Origin of the sequence: Chryseobacterium salviniae (assembly GCF_035819015.1) — a bacterium.
In the GTDB taxonomy this organism is placed as follows: Bacteria; Bacteroidota; Bacteroidia; order Flavobacteriales; family Weeksellaceae; genus Chryseobacterium; species Chryseobacterium salviniae.
The window spans coordinates 147,439-162,049 of record NZ_JAYLAA010000044.1 but is presented as its reverse complement, the minus strand read 5'-3'; the positions used below and the strand labels follow the sequence as shown (position 1 = coordinate 162,049).

General features: G+C 37.8%; 12 protein-coding genes. 10 read left to right on the top strand and 2 right to left on the bottom strand.

Going from position 1 to position 14,611, the window contains the following annotated elements; all coding sequences use genetic code 11:
* The first annotated feature begins 47 nt into the window (after positions 1–47).
* The 9 genes from SOP96_RS14270 (at position 48) to nhaA (ending at position 11,984) form a co-directional block, all read left to right on the top strand.
* The gene (locus SOP96_RS14270; RefSeq protein WP_326321601.1) at positions 48–242 is read left to right on the top strand and encodes a hypothetical protein; all 195 of its coding nucleotides are present in this window, start codon (positions 48–50) and stop codon (positions 240–242) included.
* Complete coding sequence (locus SOP96_RS14265; protein ID WP_326321624.1) at positions 235–2,907, top strand: ATP-binding protein; 2,673 nt, start codon at positions 235–237, stop codon at positions 2,905–2,907. Before SOP96_RS14270 ends, SOP96_RS14265 begins: the two co-directional genes overlap by 8 nt.
* A 146-nt stretch (positions 2,908–3,053) precedes the next feature.
* Positions 3,054–3,491: an IS200/IS605 family transposase gene (tnpA, locus tag SOP96_RS14260; protein ID WP_326321600.1), complete on the top strand. Its 438-nt coding sequence runs from the start codon at positions 3,054–3,056 to the stop codon at positions 3,489–3,491.
* A gap of 130 nt (positions 3,492–3,621) precedes the next feature.
* A complete protein-coding gene (locus tag SOP96_RS14255; protein ID WP_326321599.1) occupies positions 3,622–3,987 on the top strand; it encodes a response regulator transcription factor in 366 nt (121 codons plus the stop codon).
* Positions 3,988–4,073: 86 nt separating this feature from the next.
* Positions 4,074–5,972 carry an AMP-binding protein gene (locus tag SOP96_RS14250; protein WP_326321598.1) on the top strand — a complete coding sequence of 633 codons (1,899 nt, stop codon included), beginning with the start codon at positions 4,074–4,076 and terminating at the stop codon, positions 5,970–5,972.
* 15 nt (positions 5,973–5,987) lie between these two features.
* Entirely contained in the window at positions 5,988–7,928 is a 1,941-nt protein-coding gene (gene acs, locus SOP96_RS14245; RefSeq protein ID WP_326321623.1) for an acetate--CoA ligase, read from the top strand.
* Positions 7,929–8,111: 183 nt separating this feature from the next.
* Positions 8,112–8,474: a hypothetical protein gene (locus SOP96_RS14240; protein ID WP_326321597.1), complete on the top strand. Its 363-nt coding sequence runs from the start codon at positions 8,112–8,114 to the stop codon at positions 8,472–8,474.
* A gap of 113 nt (positions 8,475–8,587) precedes the next feature.
* On the top strand, positions 8,588–10,798 hold the full coding sequence (locus tag SOP96_RS14235) for a RelA/SpoT family protein (protein WP_326321596.1): 2,211 nt from the start codon (positions 8,588–8,590) through the stop codon (positions 10,796–10,798).
* Position 10,799: 1 nt separating this feature from the next.
* Positions 10,800–11,984 (top strand): Na+/H+ antiporter NhaA, encoded by a 1,185-nt coding sequence (gene nhaA, locus SOP96_RS14230; protein ID WP_326321595.1) that lies wholly within the window; start codon positions 10,800–10,802, stop codon positions 11,982–11,984.
* A gap of 17 nt (positions 11,985–12,001) precedes the next feature.
* On the opposite strand, the gene SOP96_RS14225 is transcribed toward nhaA, so the two are convergent.
* Together SOP96_RS14225 and SOP96_RS14220 are read right to left on the bottom strand one after the other, a co-directional pair.
* Positions 12,002–12,961: a YihY/virulence factor BrkB family protein gene (locus SOP96_RS14225; RefSeq protein ID WP_326321594.1), complete on the bottom strand. Its 960-nt coding sequence runs from the start codon at positions 12,959–12,961 to the stop codon at positions 12,002–12,004.
* Between the two features lies 1 nt (position 12,962).
* Positions 12,963–13,979 (bottom strand): DUF4421 family protein, encoded by a 1,017-nt coding sequence (locus SOP96_RS14220; protein ID WP_326321593.1) that lies wholly within the window; start codon positions 13,977–13,979, stop codon positions 12,963–12,965.
* Positions 13,980–14,091: 112 nt separating this feature from the next.
* On the opposite strand from SOP96_RS14220, the gene SOP96_RS14215 reads away from it, so the two are divergent.
* Positions 14,092–14,565: a 23S rRNA (pseudouridine(1915)-N(3))-methyltransferase RlmH gene (locus SOP96_RS14215; protein ID WP_326321592.1), complete on the top strand. Its 474-nt coding sequence runs from the start codon at positions 14,092–14,094 to the stop codon at positions 14,563–14,565.
* Positions 14,566–14,611 lie beyond the last annotated feature (46 nt).

Sequence of the window (14,611 nt, the reverse complement as noted above, 5' to 3'; positions counted from 1 at the left end):
ATAAGCCACAGGATTTTAAGTTTATTGTAAATCATTAATTATCAATCATGAAAAAAAGGCACGAGCAAAAATTAATCATCCTGAGCATCGGATTAATGATTGCTTTCAGTATTCCAATTTCACTCCTTTTCAACAGTGAACGCAAGTTGCTGGGCTACCCGATGATCCTGATTTACATTTTTGCATTGTGGCTGATTTCCATCATTATTTCTTTTGTAATCATAAAAAAATATGATGAGTAGTTTCGCTTTATTCGCTGTCGTTTTATTTTACCTGGCGCTTTTGTTTTTAGTCGCTCATCTGGCGGAAAAAAAAAGGAGCAAGCTTTGGATTGATAATCCTTACATCTATGCGCTTTCCCTTGCTGTTTACTGTACAGCCTGGACTTACTACGGCAGTATAGGTGTTGCGGCAACAAGCGGACTTAATTACCTTCCGATTTACATTGGTCCTATTACCATAATTCCGGCATGGATTTATATCAATACCCGAATTGTAAGGATTTCAAGAGTAAATAAGATAAGCAGCCTTGCCGATTTTATTTCCCTGAGGTACGGGAACAGCAGAAGTTTTAGCGCAATTATTACCATTGTATGCCTTCTGGCAATTATTCCTTATATCGGATTGCAGATTAAAGCGATTTCCGAGACTTTTCACCTGGTTACGGAAACGGCCATGTCTGAAAATATTCTTACGGACAGCGCAACTTTCGTGGTGGTGCTTATTGCCTTATTTTCATCTTATTACGGAACGAGATATGTAGATGCTTCAGAAAAAAGACTGGGAATTATTTCAGCGATTGCCCTTGAAAGTTTCCTGAAACTTTTCTTTATTATTATCCTGGGGCTTTTCGTGATTTATTTTGTGTTCGACGGAGTTTCGGACATTTACACAAAAGCAAGTCAGTTTAAAGATTTTAAATCTAAAAATACCTTCAACGGTATTGAAGGTGCTATGAACTGGATGATTTTGTGCATGATTTCAGGAACAGCCATCTGCATCCTTCCGAGGCAGTTTCACACAGCAATTGTAGAGAACAGGAAGGAAAAACATATTAAAACGGCCATCTGGTTTTTCCCTTTATATCTGTTGATTTTCACATTGTTTATTTTCCCGATTGCATGGGGCGGAAGGTTAATTTTTGACGGGCAAAATGTTAACCCTGAGTTTTATTCCATTTTGATTCCGCAATATTTTGACAATACGCTGATCACGGTTTTGGTTTTCCTGGGAGGCTTAAGCTCTTGCATTTCAATGATTATTATTTCTGCGATTACCTTGTCCATCATGCTTTCCAACAACCTTATTATTCCTTACGGATTGCTGGGTAAATTTAAATCAGAAAATGAAATTCAGAATACACGAAACATTACCAATATCAGGAAATTCAGCATTTTTGCCCTGATTATCATGGCGTTTGCCTTTTATAAATATTTCATCCTGAAAACTTCACTGGATTCAGTGGGATTGATTTCATTTGTCATAATCGCACAGCTTGCTCCTGCATTTTTCGGGGCGATTTTCTGGAGGAGAGGAAGTTATAAAGGTGCTGTTGCAGGATTGATTGCAGGCTTAATTATCTGCTATTTCGGATTGATTATTCCCCAATATTATTTTTCTTACAACCAGGAATTCAAAGGTGTGTTAAGAGATATGTACAACGTATTTGATTTTTTCACCATTCCCTATCTTGACAGAATTCCGCAGGTTTTCTTTTGGTCTTTATTGGTTAATACAGGTCTTTTTGCTATAATTTCGGTAAGCATTAAAGGAAATTACCGCGAAAGAAATTTTGCCGAACTGTATGTGGATATCGACAAATACATTCAGAATCACGAAAATGCATTCATCTGGCGCGGAAAAGCATATGTTTCAGATATTAAAAATATTCTGGAAAGATTTTTAGGTAAGGCTAAAACAGAACAGGCTCTCAGGATTTTCAACTTAAAATATAACATTGATTTCCAAACGGAAACAGCAGATTCCCGATTTATTAAATTTTCCGAAAATTTGCTGGCCGGAAGAATAGGTACAGCTTCCGCAAAAATCTTAATAGAAGGCGTAACCAAAGAGGATAAAATTTCTTTAAAAGAGGTGTTAAATATTTTAGAAGAATCCAAAGAAAATATCTCACTGAATAAAAAGTTAACCGAACAATCTGAAGAGCTGCAAAAATTATCAGCTGATCTCAAAAATGCCAACGAAAACCTTATCATTAAAGACCGTCAGAAGGATGATTTCCTCGACTCTGTTGCCCATGAATTACGAACTCCGATTACTGCAATCCGTTCCGCAGGCGAAATTTTGGCAGATGACGATGACATTCCATCAGAAATAAAAAAGGAATTTTTAAATAATATCATCACAGAATCCGATAGATTGAGTGAGATCATCAATGATATTCTGTATCTTGATAAGCTGGAACACGGAGACATAGCGTTGCACATGGGTAAAAATAACATTTTAGAAACCTATAAAAAGGCATTGAATCCGCTTCTGCATCTCATTCAAAACAAAAAAATCCATTTGAGTGAAGTAAATCTTATAAATCAGTTTGTATTTGAATATGACGAAGCAAGGATGATACAGCTTTTTCAGAATATTTTGGGAAATGCTTTAAAATTTACGGAGGAGCAGGGAACGATTCAGACTAAACTATCAGAAAAGGACAACGATCTGATTATTAAAATCTTCAACACCGGAAAACATATTCCTGAAGAAGACCTGGAAATGATATTTGATAAATTTTACCAGTCAAAAAACCAGAATATTTTAAAACCCACAGGAAGCGGGCTTGGATTGGCCATTTGCAAGAAAATCGCAGAAGCTCAAGGCGGAACCATAAAAGCCGAAAACAGCGGACTGGGCGTCACTTTTACGGTTACTCTGCCTCATGGCAATTATTAAAGAGATAGATTGGGGAACCCGAAGGGTTCAATAGCAATAGCCGTAGGTAAAACCTATGGGAATGAATAAGCATAGCAGAACCCGAAGGGTTCAATTTAACAGTAAAATGTAAAAAACAATGGGAATAATAAAACACAAATGTAAAAATGGGAACCTATCGACAAATATTTTATCATATTGTTTTCGGAACAAAATATCAAAAACCAACAATTGATGAAAAGAATGAATCAGAACTGTACAAATACATATGGGGTATTCTAAAAAATAAAAAGTGTAAATTGTATAGGATTAATGGAATGCCGGATCACATCCATATTTTTTGTGATCTTCATCCCAATGTAAGTCTCAGTAATCTGGTAAAAGATATTAAAGTTGCTACGAATTTATGGATGAAACAATCAGGCTTATTTCTCGAATTCCAGGGATGGCAGGAAGGATACGGAGCATTTACCTACTCCCTAAAAGACAAAGAGACCCTCATAAATTATATAAAAAATCAAAAAGAATATCATAAAACAAAGACTTTTGACGATGAATTTAGAAAGCTATTAGAAGAGCAGGGAATTGAATCGGAATACAATTAATATTCAACCCTTACGGGTTGATTTATATAATCGTATTCCATAGGTTTCACCTACGGCTATTGCTATTGAACCCTTCGGGTTCCCCAAAACAAAAAAATAAAAATGAAGTTGAACAAAATGAACTTATCACATGAAGAAAATAATTATTGCAGATGACGAGCACAAGATTTTGATGTCATTAGAATACAGCTTTAAGAAAAATGGCTACGAAGTGTATATCGCTAGAGACGGAACCGAAGTTTTGGAATTCTTGAAAACCATGATTCCGGATGTTATTTTGCTGGATATCATGATGCCCAATCTTGATGGATACAGTACCCTTGAGCTTATTAAAAAAGATGAAAGATTAAAGCAGACCAAAGTCATTTTCCTGAGTGCAAAAAACAACCCGAAAGACATTGAAAAAGGATTGGAAATGGGGGCAGACGCTTATATCACAAAACCTTATTCGATAAAGAAACTCTTACAAAATATTGAAGAAATGTTTCAAAAGTAAACACTAAGACATCACACAAAAAGCAAAATCATTTTTTTGTGAAGGAGCTTGTGGCATTCATGTTTTAGACCAAAACATACGAAATTATGAACGCAAACCATTTATTTAAACAAAGCATCGAAAACAAAGAGCATTTCTGGAAAGAGCGGGCTCGGGAAATCAGCTGGTTTGAATTCCCGAAAACGATCATCTCTCAGGATCAGAATCATTACACCCAATGGTTCACCGATGGAAAGCTCAACATGTGTTATTTATGCATAGACAAGCATATAGAAGATGGCTTTGGAAATGAAACTGCCATTATTTACGATTCACCCGTAACCAATCAGAAAAGAAAATATACCTTCCATGAAGCCAGAGAAGAAATTTCAAAACTGGCGGGAGGATTACTTTCTTTAGGCCTAAAAAAAGGCGACACCGCCGTTATTTATATGCCGATGATCCCACAGACGCTTTTCGCCATGCTTGCATGCGCGCGGATTGGCGTTATTCACAATGTCGTTTTTGGAGGTTTTGCACCAAATGAACTCGTCGTAAGAATTGACGACTGCAAGCCCAAAGCTCTGATTACCGCCACAGCGGGAGTAGAAATCGCCAAAAGGATCCCGTATTTACCTTTGGTGGAAAAAGCCATTGAATTAGCCCAGGATAAAGTAGAAAACATCATCGTTTTCAACAGGAAATTAGCGGACAATCAGCATGAAATGTTCGACGGACTGATAGATTATGAAGAATTGATTCAAAAATCCCAAGCGGCAGAATGTATTTCGGTTGAATCTACACATCCGCTGTATTTACTGTACACCTCCGGAACCACCGGAAAACCAAAAGGAATTACCCGGGATACAGGTGGTTACGCGACCGCGTTGAAATTTTCCATGAAATATATTTACGGGGTAAAGCCGGGAGAAACCTATTGGGCAGCCTCTGATTTCGGATGGGCGGTTGGTCATAGTTTTTCCGTCTACGGGCCTTTAATCAACCGAAATACAACGGTAATTTTTGAAGGAAAACCCATTATGACACCCGATGCCGGAACGTTCTGGAGAATCATTTCAGAATATAAAGTCTCTGTGATGTTTACGGCACCAACCGCTATCAGAGCCATTAAAAAAGAAGATCCGAACGGAGAACTCGTAAAAAAATATGATCTGAGCCATTTCAGAAAACAGTTTCTGGCCGGTGAAAGATGCGATGTTGCCACGCTCGATTGGTATGCCGAACACATCAGAGTTCCTGCGATTGACCACTGGTGGCAGACGGAATCCGGGTGGCCGATGCTGGGATTAATGACTTACGATGACCATTACACCGTCAAAAGAGCTTCCGCCGGAAAACCGATTCCGGGCTATGAGATTACCATTTTTGATGAAAACGGATACGAACTGGATGCTCACCATGAAGGCTATCTCGTGATTAAGCTTCCCCTTCCGCCAGGCGCACTGCTCGGAATATGGAATGATAACGAGCGTTTCCAAAGCAGCTATTTGTCACAATACAAAGGCTATTATTTTTCCGGAGACGGTGCCATAAAAGATGAAGACGGTTACATCTTTATCACCGGAAGAGTGGATGATGTTATTAATGTTGCCGGACACAGGCTTTCTACTTCGGAAATGGAAGAAATTGTTTCCGCTCATCCGGATGTTGCAGAATGCGCCGTGGTAGGAATTGACGATGAACTGAAGGGCCAGGTTCCTTTTGCAACCGTAGTTTTAAAGAACGGCTCAGCAATTTCCGAAGAAAATATCGAAAAAGAGATTGTTAAAAACGTTCGCGAGAAAATAGGTGCCGTTGCCTGCCTGAAAAATGTAATGACCGTAAAGCGTTTACCCAAAACACGTTCCGGAAAAATTTTGCGAAAGCTCATCAGAACACTTATAGATAAAAAAGAATTCCAGATTCCGTCCACTATTGATGATGAGAAAATTATTGATGAAATTCAGCAAACAATCACGGCGTACAGGGCAGAAAAGAACAATTAAAATTATTATTAAAATATAACAGAATTCAAATTTCAAAAAAAGAGGGATATGAGAAATTACCTGATAGAAGATTTACCACAGTATTTTGAAGATTATAAAAAATCGATTAAAAATCCTAAAAAATTCTGGGATAAAATCGCCGATGAAAATTTCGTGTGGTATCAGCGATGGAGCAAAGTCGTAAAATACGATATGAATGAAGCAAAAATTTCATGGTTTAAAAATGCTAAATTAAATATCACCAAAAACTGCCTCGACAGGCATCTTTCCGTAAGAGGAGATAAGACCGCCATCATCTGGGAACCTAATGATCCTAAAGAAGAAGCTCAGCACATCTCTTACAGTGAGCTCTACAAAAGAGTTAATAAAACAGCCAATGTATTGAAAGACATGGGCGTTGAAAAAGGAGACAGAGTATGCATTTACCTTCCGATGATCCCCGAACTGGCCATCACAATGTTAGCTTGTGCAAAATTAGGGGCCGTTCATTCCGTAATTTTTGCCGGGTTTTCTGCTTCTGCCGTAGCTTCCAGAGTGAACGACTGCGAAGCCAAAATGGTAATCACTTCCGACGGTAGTTACAGGGGAAATAAAGTTCTGGACTTAAAAAGTATTGTAGACGAAGCGCTTGAAAAAACACCAAGCGTTGAAAAGGTGCTGGTCGTTAAAAGAACCCATAATGAAATCAGCATGAAGGAAAACAGGGATTTCTGGATGTCAGATTTGTATGAGAGCGCTTCACCGGATTTTGTAAGCATAATTATGGATGCGGAAGACCCTTTGTTCATTTTATACACTTCCGGTTCTACCGGGAAACCAAAAGGAATGCTGCATACTTGTGCCGGATATATGGTTTATTCCGCTTATACTTTTAAAAATGTATTTAATTATAAAGAAAACGACATCTATTGGTGTACTGCCGATATCGGCTGGATTACGGGACACTCCTACATCCTTTATGGTCCGCTGCTAAACGGAGCAACCACCGTTATTTTCGAAGGGATTCCAACATATCCTCAGCCGGACAGGTTCTGGGAAGTTATTGAAAAACATAAAATCACACAGTTCTACACCGCGCCTACCGCTATCCGTTCCTTAGCTAAAGAAAGCGTCGAATGGGTCGATAAGCATGATTTAAGCACATTAAAAGTAATAGGGTCTGTGGGTGAACCTATTAATGAAGAAGCATGGCATTGGTTCAATGATCATGTCGGAAAGAAAAAATGCCCGATTGTAGATACGTGGTGGCAAACGGAAACCGGGGGAATTATGATCTCTCCACTCCCATTTGTAACACCTACCAAACCTACTTACGCCACCTTACCACTCCCGGGAATTCAGCCTGTTTTAATGGACGATAAACGTAATGAAATCATGGGAAACCAGGTGACCGGGAATCTCTGCATCCGTTTTCCGTGGCCGGGAATTGCCAGAACCATCTGGGGAGATCATCAGCGGTATAAAGAAACATATTTCACTGCTTTTCCGGGCAAATATTTTACCGGTGACGGCGCACTCCGTGATGAGGTTGGGTACTATAGAATTACGGGACGGGTGGACGATGTGATTATCGTTTCCGGGCACAATCTGGGAACGGCTCCTATTGAAGACAGTATCAACCAGCATCCTGCCGTTGCAGAATCTGCCATTGTAGGCTATCCGCATGATATTAAAGGAAATGCGCTCTACGGCTATGTTGTGTTGAAAGAAACCGGGGAAAGCAGACAACGGGAAAATCTGAAAAAAGAAATCAATCAGCTTATTTCTGAGCAGATTGGCCCAATTGCTAAACTGGATAAAATTCAGTTTGTTTCCGGATTGCCGAAGACACGTTCAGGAAAAATTATGCGAAGAATTTTACGTAAGATTGCAGAAGGTGATTTCAGTAATTTCGGCGATATCACTACCCTTCTGAATCCCGAAATCGTGGAAGAAATAAAAAATGAAAGAGTCTGAAAAAGTATAAGAGCGGAATTTTTTCGCTCTTTTTGTATTGATTATTTTAATATGAATTAATAGATATCGGAAATAGAAATTTATTTAATTATAGATAAAATAATATAATTAAAAAATTATTGAAAATAATTCATTTATTTGAAAAATTATTTGTACATTTATTATCAAATTAAAACTATTGCTATGTCAAATATTTTAGCTGGATTATTTGAACCTTACAGCGATTACAAAAAATTAGAAGCCGATCTTGAAGGTTCCGGTTTCGAAAATTCAGAATATATTGTTTATCTTAACGAGGACAATCACCACTCTCCATACATCGTAAGTGTTTCGGTTAAAGAACATCAGATTGATGATGCTATGAATGTTTTCAGCCGGAATACGGTGATGAAAACTTATTTATTCGAGAATATGAGCCTGGAACAGGCCAATTACAGTACCCTGAAAAACTATATCAGTGCCAGAAACAAAGCGGAAATCCATACAAGCCCGGATGTAAGAATTAAAGTTTCTACGATGGGAATGGATTCCGAAGTAAAATTTTAACACAAATGATAAAAATAAATTTCCCCTGAATCCGTAGATCCGTCTACGGATTCTTTTGTATTGAAAAGTGTAAAAATTTTCGTATTTTCGTGTGAATATAGGCTTTAGCACGAATGAGTTACGATTTAGAACAAGAAAATAAAGAAATCCTCGCCCGATATAAGGATCTGATTTCTAATACATACCGGACTTTGGATGAGGAAAACAATAAACTTATCCGAAAAGCATTTGATATTGCATTGGATGCCCACAAGGATCAGCGGAGAAAAACCGGTGAACCGTATATATACCATCCTATTGCCGTAGCCAAAATTGTAGCTACGGAAATCGGTCTTGGAGCTACGTCTATTGCCTGTGCATTACTCCACGATGTGGTGGAAGATTCCGATTACACCTACGAAGACCTGAAGAAAATTTTTGGTGAAAAAATTGCCAATATTGTCAACGGACTTACCAAGATCTCTATTATGAACCATCAGAATATTTCGGTTCAGTCGGAAAATTACAGAAAGCTTCTGCTTACCCTTTCAGAAGATTTCAGGGTAATCCTGATTAAAATTGCAGACCGCCTTCACAACATGCGTACGCTGGAAAGCATGGCGCCGGATAAGCAGAAAAAAATAGCCTCCGAAACCGTGTACATTTATGCACCATTGGCACACCGTTTAGGATTGTACAACATCAAATCCGAGCTTGAAGATTTATCTTTAAAATACAATAACCCGGACGTTTACACGGAAATTACCGAAAAACTCGAGCTGGCCAAAGAGAGCCGCGAACGCTATATTGAAGAATTTAAAAAAGAAGTCTCCGAAAAACTGCATGAAGAGGGGCTCAATTTTAAAATAAAAGGCCGCGCCAAAGCTATTTCTTCTATTTACAGGAAAATGCTGAAGCAGGGCGTTTCCTTTGAAGAAGTCTACGATAATTACGCCATCCGGATTATTTATAAATCTGATGCCAAAAACGAAAAATTTCTGGCGTGGAAAATTTATTCCATCGTAACAGATGTTTATCACAGCAATCCTTCCAGAATGCGTGACTGGATTACACAGCCGCGTTCTACAGGATATGAAAGTCTTCACCTCACGGTTTTAGGACCTGATAAAAAATGGATCGAAGTACAGATCCGTTCTGAAAGAATGGATGAAATTGCAGAAAAAGGGGTCGCTGCACACTATAAATATAAAGAAGGATACAAGCAAAGCTCCGAAGACCGGAATTTTGAAAACTGGGTAACGGAAATTCGTGAAGTGCTGGAACAACAGCAAAACCTTACCACTTCTGAACTGTTGGACAATATCAAGCTTAACCTATACTCCAAGGAAGTTTTTGTCTTTACTCCGAAAGGGGAAATTAAAATTCTCCCAACCAATGCAACGGCTCTCGATTTTGCTTTTTCGGTACATTCGGATCTGGGAATGAAATGTTTAGGTGCAAAAATCAACGGAAAGCTTGTTCCGATTTCGTATGTTTTACAGAACGGTGATCAGGTCGACATCATTTCTTCACAAAACCAGAAACCAAAATCCGACTGGCTGGAATTTGTGGTAACCTCGAAAGCCAAATCGAAGATCAAGAGTTATTTAAACTCACAAAAAAATCAGCTGGCGGAGGAAGGGAAAGAAATTCTTCAACGAAAGCTTCGCCATGCTAAAATCAACTTTAATGATGATGAAGTAAATAAGCTGCAGAAATTTTTTAACCTTAAAACTTCGCAGGAGCTGTTTCTTAAATTTCAAAGCAATGAACTTGATGCAAGCAGCCTGAGAAAATATATTGAAAGCAAAAACGTATTCAACAACCTGCTTTCAAGATTCAGGAAATCACCGTCGAAAAATACTGCTTTTGTAGAACCTAAAGAGCAGAACCTCGATATGATTGTCTTTGGTAAAGACGAAGAGAAGCTTAACTATACCTATGCAAAATGCTGTACGGTAATTCCGGGAGATAAAATTTTCGGGTTTATTACAATTTCAGACGGAATAAAGGTACACAGCGACAACTGCCCGAATGCCATTAATCTCCGTGCACAATACGACTACAGGGTTATTCCTGCCAAATGGGTAAATGAAGAAAGTTTCAAAAACAGAGTAAAAATAGAGATTGAAGGGCTCGACAGGATGGGAATGATCAATGACATCACCACCGTAATCAGTGGTGCGATGGGAATGGATATGAAAAGTATGTCAATCGAATCCAACGACGGTGTTTTCACAGGAACCATCAATCTCGAAGTAAAAAATAAAAGCCAGCTTGAGCAAACCTTTAAAAAACTTAATGACATTAACGGCGTTTCAAAGGTGAGAAGGTTGCAATCTTAATATGAATCTTACAAAATATTTTAAAAAATTTTTCAGCAGCAATCAGGCTTCAGGAGTAATCCTTATTTTCTGTGTTGCTGTATCTTTAATCATTGCCAACACATCTGCGGCAGAAAGTTTCCAAGGTTTTCTGGATAGAAAAACGGGAACGGATGTTTTTCATTTAAAATATCCCGTGAGCATCTGGATTAATGACGGACTAATGGCGGTTTTCTTCCTTTTGGTTGGGCTGGAAATAAAAAGAGAACTTGTTGAAGGAGAGCTTTCATCGTTTAAAAATGCTTCGCTTCCTATTTTTGCGGCAATGGGCGGAATGCTTGTTCCGGCAGTTGTTTATGGAATCTTGAATTACGGAACAACCTACAGCAACGGCTGGGGAATTCCTATGGCAACCGATATTGCTTTTTCACTGGCTATTATTTCGCTTTTGGGAAACAAGATCCCCAATTCCATTAAAATATTTCTGGCTGCCCTGGCTATCGTAGATGACTTGGGAGCCATTCTGGTGATTGCCATATTTTATACAGACCAGATTCATTGGATATATTTATTACTTTCGCTTGGGGTAACGGTTTTATTATTTTTACTGAATTTCCTGAAGGTTACAAAGATTATATTTTATGTTATTCCGGGGCTGCTTTTATGGTATTTCCTTCATCATTCCGGGATTCACGCGACCATCGCAGGAGTTTTGCTGGCGTTTTCAATTCCTACAAATGTTTCAGATATAGATATTTCACCTTTGGAAAAGCTTGAACACCAGCTTCATTTTCCGGTAAGTTTTTTAATTATGCCGATATTTGCTTTAACGAATACGAATATTACATTTACAAACGAAATGATATCGGGGGTAACGAGTACTTTAGGGTTAGGAATTATTCTGGGGCTTATTTTAGGAAAGCTTTTAGGAATTAACCTGTTCTCATTATTAGCCATTAAATTGAAGCTGAGTTCTTTGCCACATAACAGTTCATGGAAGCAAATGATCGGTGTTGGTTTGCTGGCAGGAATCGGATTTACCATGTCGATTTTTATTGCCTTGCTGTCATTTAAACATGAAATTGAAATTCAGAATGAAGCTAAATTTGCCATTCTTATCGCTTCTTTCATTGCAGCTGTTTCCGGATATCTTATTTTAAATGTCAGCTCAAAAAAGAGGTTTTCTGAAGAAGATGAAAACGGATAACTGTTTCAAATTCAATTTTATTTATTCTCATGAGCATCATTTTTTTGACTTCTTGTTTTTTTCAACTCGTCAGATAATAATTTTTCGATCCTTAGTTTTCTGATGGCCATATTCAGTTCATTTCCGAAAAGGAGAAGGTAAACATTTACATTTACCCAGATCATCAGAAGAATCATACTTCCGATCGATCCGTAAAGCACGTTGTACCTTGCAATATTTTTTATGTATAATGCAAACAGATAGGTCGTTAACACAAATAACACTGTTGTTAAGATAGCTCCGGGAATAGCCTGCCTGAATCTTGCAATTTTCACGGTTCCCAACCAGTAAAAAAGCGTGAGAAGAATAAAATAAAATAATGGAAAAGATACAAAACCAATAATTTCAGAAAGGTTATTAACCAGCCATGAAACATCATACACAGGCGTAAACTGCTTGAGTACTACCTCGGAATAATAAACCCCGAACAATGCAAGAAAAACAATCAATACAAAACCGATGGTAATAAAAAATGAGAGAATAAATTCTTTAACATCGCTCATCTTTTCGCGTGTATTTTCATTGAATCCGCTGATGAGGGAAAATGTACCGTTGGTGGCAAAAATCAGGGCAAGAACGATCGTCAGGTTACTGATTCCCTTCATATTCGGGATAATACTTGCTTCAATATAACTTCGGACATCTCCTTCCATGCTTGCCGGGAAAACATTATGCATCAGTACATCAAAAATATAATACTGCAGTTTTTCATAATGTGGCATATAAGGTATTACCGAAAGGATAAAGAGAATGAAAGGAAATAAACTGATTGTAAAACTCCAGGAAATTGCCGCTGCTTTTCTTCCTATTTTGTCTTTAAAAATCCCTCTGATATAAATCTGAAACATCTGCCACAGCGATATTCCCAACAGGGGAATGTGTATATCATCAAAAAATTCTTGAATTTTAAGTATAAATTTCGGAAGTTTCAGACCCATGCTATTTTAAAATATTTTCTATCTTATCAAAGTTTCTGTTTACAAATGTAGGGGAATTAAACCGAAAACCAATTCCTGCACGGAACAGCCATTGTGTAGCAGAGTAGAAATTTTCGTTGGAACTGTTAATCAGGTTAAGCTGTGCCCCGGCCCCGAAAAACCACTTCCCGTTGTCGTAGCCTACCCGCCCGTTACCATATCCTCCGATATTAAATTCATGAAAATCTTCGTCTATGACTTTTGCATAATAAATTTCCGGATAAATTTCCAATATGACATACCAGTTTTTAATTTTTTCCTGAACACCGACTCCCGATCGTAAAGCAATCCTGAAATCTTTGGACGGACTGTTATCAATTTCAGTAAAAGTATTTCCCTGATAGATTGTTTTATTCATGTCACTGAGAACATTGTACTGGTAAAACAGCCCTGTGCTTATTACAAAAACATCTTTCAGCGGCTGATAGGTCATATTATTAAAACTTCTGTAATCTGACTTATCTCCCTTCCAGAGATAGCTTGTTTCTCCTTTAAAAGAGCGGTATTTTGCGTCTGGAAACTGTAGGTAGCCCTCTTCATTATAGTCATTTCCGTACAGCACACGAAAAAATTCTTTGGTATCCTGAAAATAAAGGCCTTTTATCTGGCTAAAATAAAGATTTTGCCGGATTTTCGGACTTAAAAAAAATGTAAATCCAAAATTAAAATATTTGGTTTTTCCTTTTTCAGGATCGTCATTATTGATGTTGGTGAGCTTCGGAGCAAATGAAAAACTTAGATCAAGCCATCTGTATCGCAGGAAAAACTCTGTATACAATGCATCATTTGGTCTTAATCGAAAAATCCTGCCCTCATACAACAAGCCAAATGAGTTATGCAGGTAACTCATCCCTCCCACAACAGAAATTTTCTTTTTGTCTTCTTCCAGATATCGTGCTTCATCACTTTCATTAATTTCCTGTGCAAAAGAAATTAATGGGAAAAAGTAAAACAGAAAAGATAAAACTGATATTTTCATAGGAACGGTGTGGTACAAAATTAATGATTTTTTTCAGACTTCGCCTGTGCAGCGAAAGCAACATTATGAATTCTGTTGATTTATAAATATCTTTGAAGTTTAATTGGAAGAAATGCAGATTAACTTGCTTTGTATCGGTAAAACGGATGATAAGGAAATTACTTCCCTGATCAGTTATTACATAAAAAGACTGCCTAAACACTGGAATTTTGAAATCATTGAAATTCCGGATGTGAAGAATGCCAGAAATCTTTCTCCAGAGCTTTTAAAGAAAGAAGAGGCAAAACTTTTTCTGAATTACATCGACCGGACCGATCTGGTAATGATTCTTGATGAAAAGGGCAAACAGTTCAGCAGTCGGGAATTTTCACAGAAAATCGATAGTTGGATGAATTCTTCGGTGAAAAAAATTCATCTTCTGATTGGTGGTGCATATGGCTTTTCGGAGGAGATCTACGGCAGAGCCAACGAGAAAATATCGTTATCGAAAATGACATTTACACATCAGATGATCCGGCTTTTTATTACAGAGCAACTGTACCGCGCAGATCAGATCTTGCAGGGAAAACCTTATCATAATGACTGATTTGAGCTTTTTTTATTTTGGGAATTTTTTTGGTTTCGGCGGCGAA

Excerpts from the sequence above, each read along its gene's own strand:
- SOP96_RS14270 (WP_326321601.1), top strand. The coding sequence starts at position 48 with ATGAAAAAAAGGCACGAGCAAAAATTAATCATCCTGAGCATCGGATTA.
- SOP96_RS14265 (WP_326321624.1), top strand. The coding sequence starts at position 235 with ATGAGTAGTTTCGCTTTATTCGCTGTCGTTTTATTTTACCTGGCGCTT.
- tnpA (WP_326321600.1), top strand. The coding sequence starts at position 3,054 with ATGGGAACCTATCGACAAATATTTTATCATATTGTTTTCGGAACAAAA.
- SOP96_RS14255 (WP_326321599.1), top strand. The coding sequence starts at position 3,622 with ATGAAGAAAATAATTATTGCAGATGACGAGCACAAGATTTTGATGTCA.
- SOP96_RS14250 (WP_326321598.1), top strand. The coding sequence starts at position 4,074 with ATGAACGCAAACCATTTATTTAAACAAAGCATCGAAAACAAAGAGCAT.
- SOP96_RS14240 (WP_326321597.1), top strand. The coding sequence starts at position 8,112 with ATGTCAAATATTTTAGCTGGATTATTTGAACCTTACAGCGATTACAAA.
- SOP96_RS14235 (WP_326321596.1), top strand. The coding sequence starts at position 8,588 with ATGAGTTACGATTTAGAACAAGAAAATAAAGAAATCCTCGCCCGATAT.
- nhaA (WP_326321595.1), top strand. The coding sequence starts at position 10,800 with ATGAATCTTACAAAATATTTTAAAAAATTTTTCAGCAGCAATCAGGCT.
- SOP96_RS14225 (WP_326321594.1), bottom strand. The coding sequence starts at position 12,961 with ATGGGTCTGAAACTTCCGAAATTTATACTTAAAATTCAAGAATTTTTT.
- SOP96_RS14220 (WP_326321593.1), bottom strand. The coding sequence starts at position 13,979 with ATGAAAATATCAGTTTTATCTTTTCTGTTTTACTTTTTCCCATTAATT.
- SOP96_RS14215 (WP_326321592.1), top strand. The coding sequence starts at position 14,092 with ATGCAGATTAACTTGCTTTGTATCGGTAAAACGGATGATAAGGAAATT.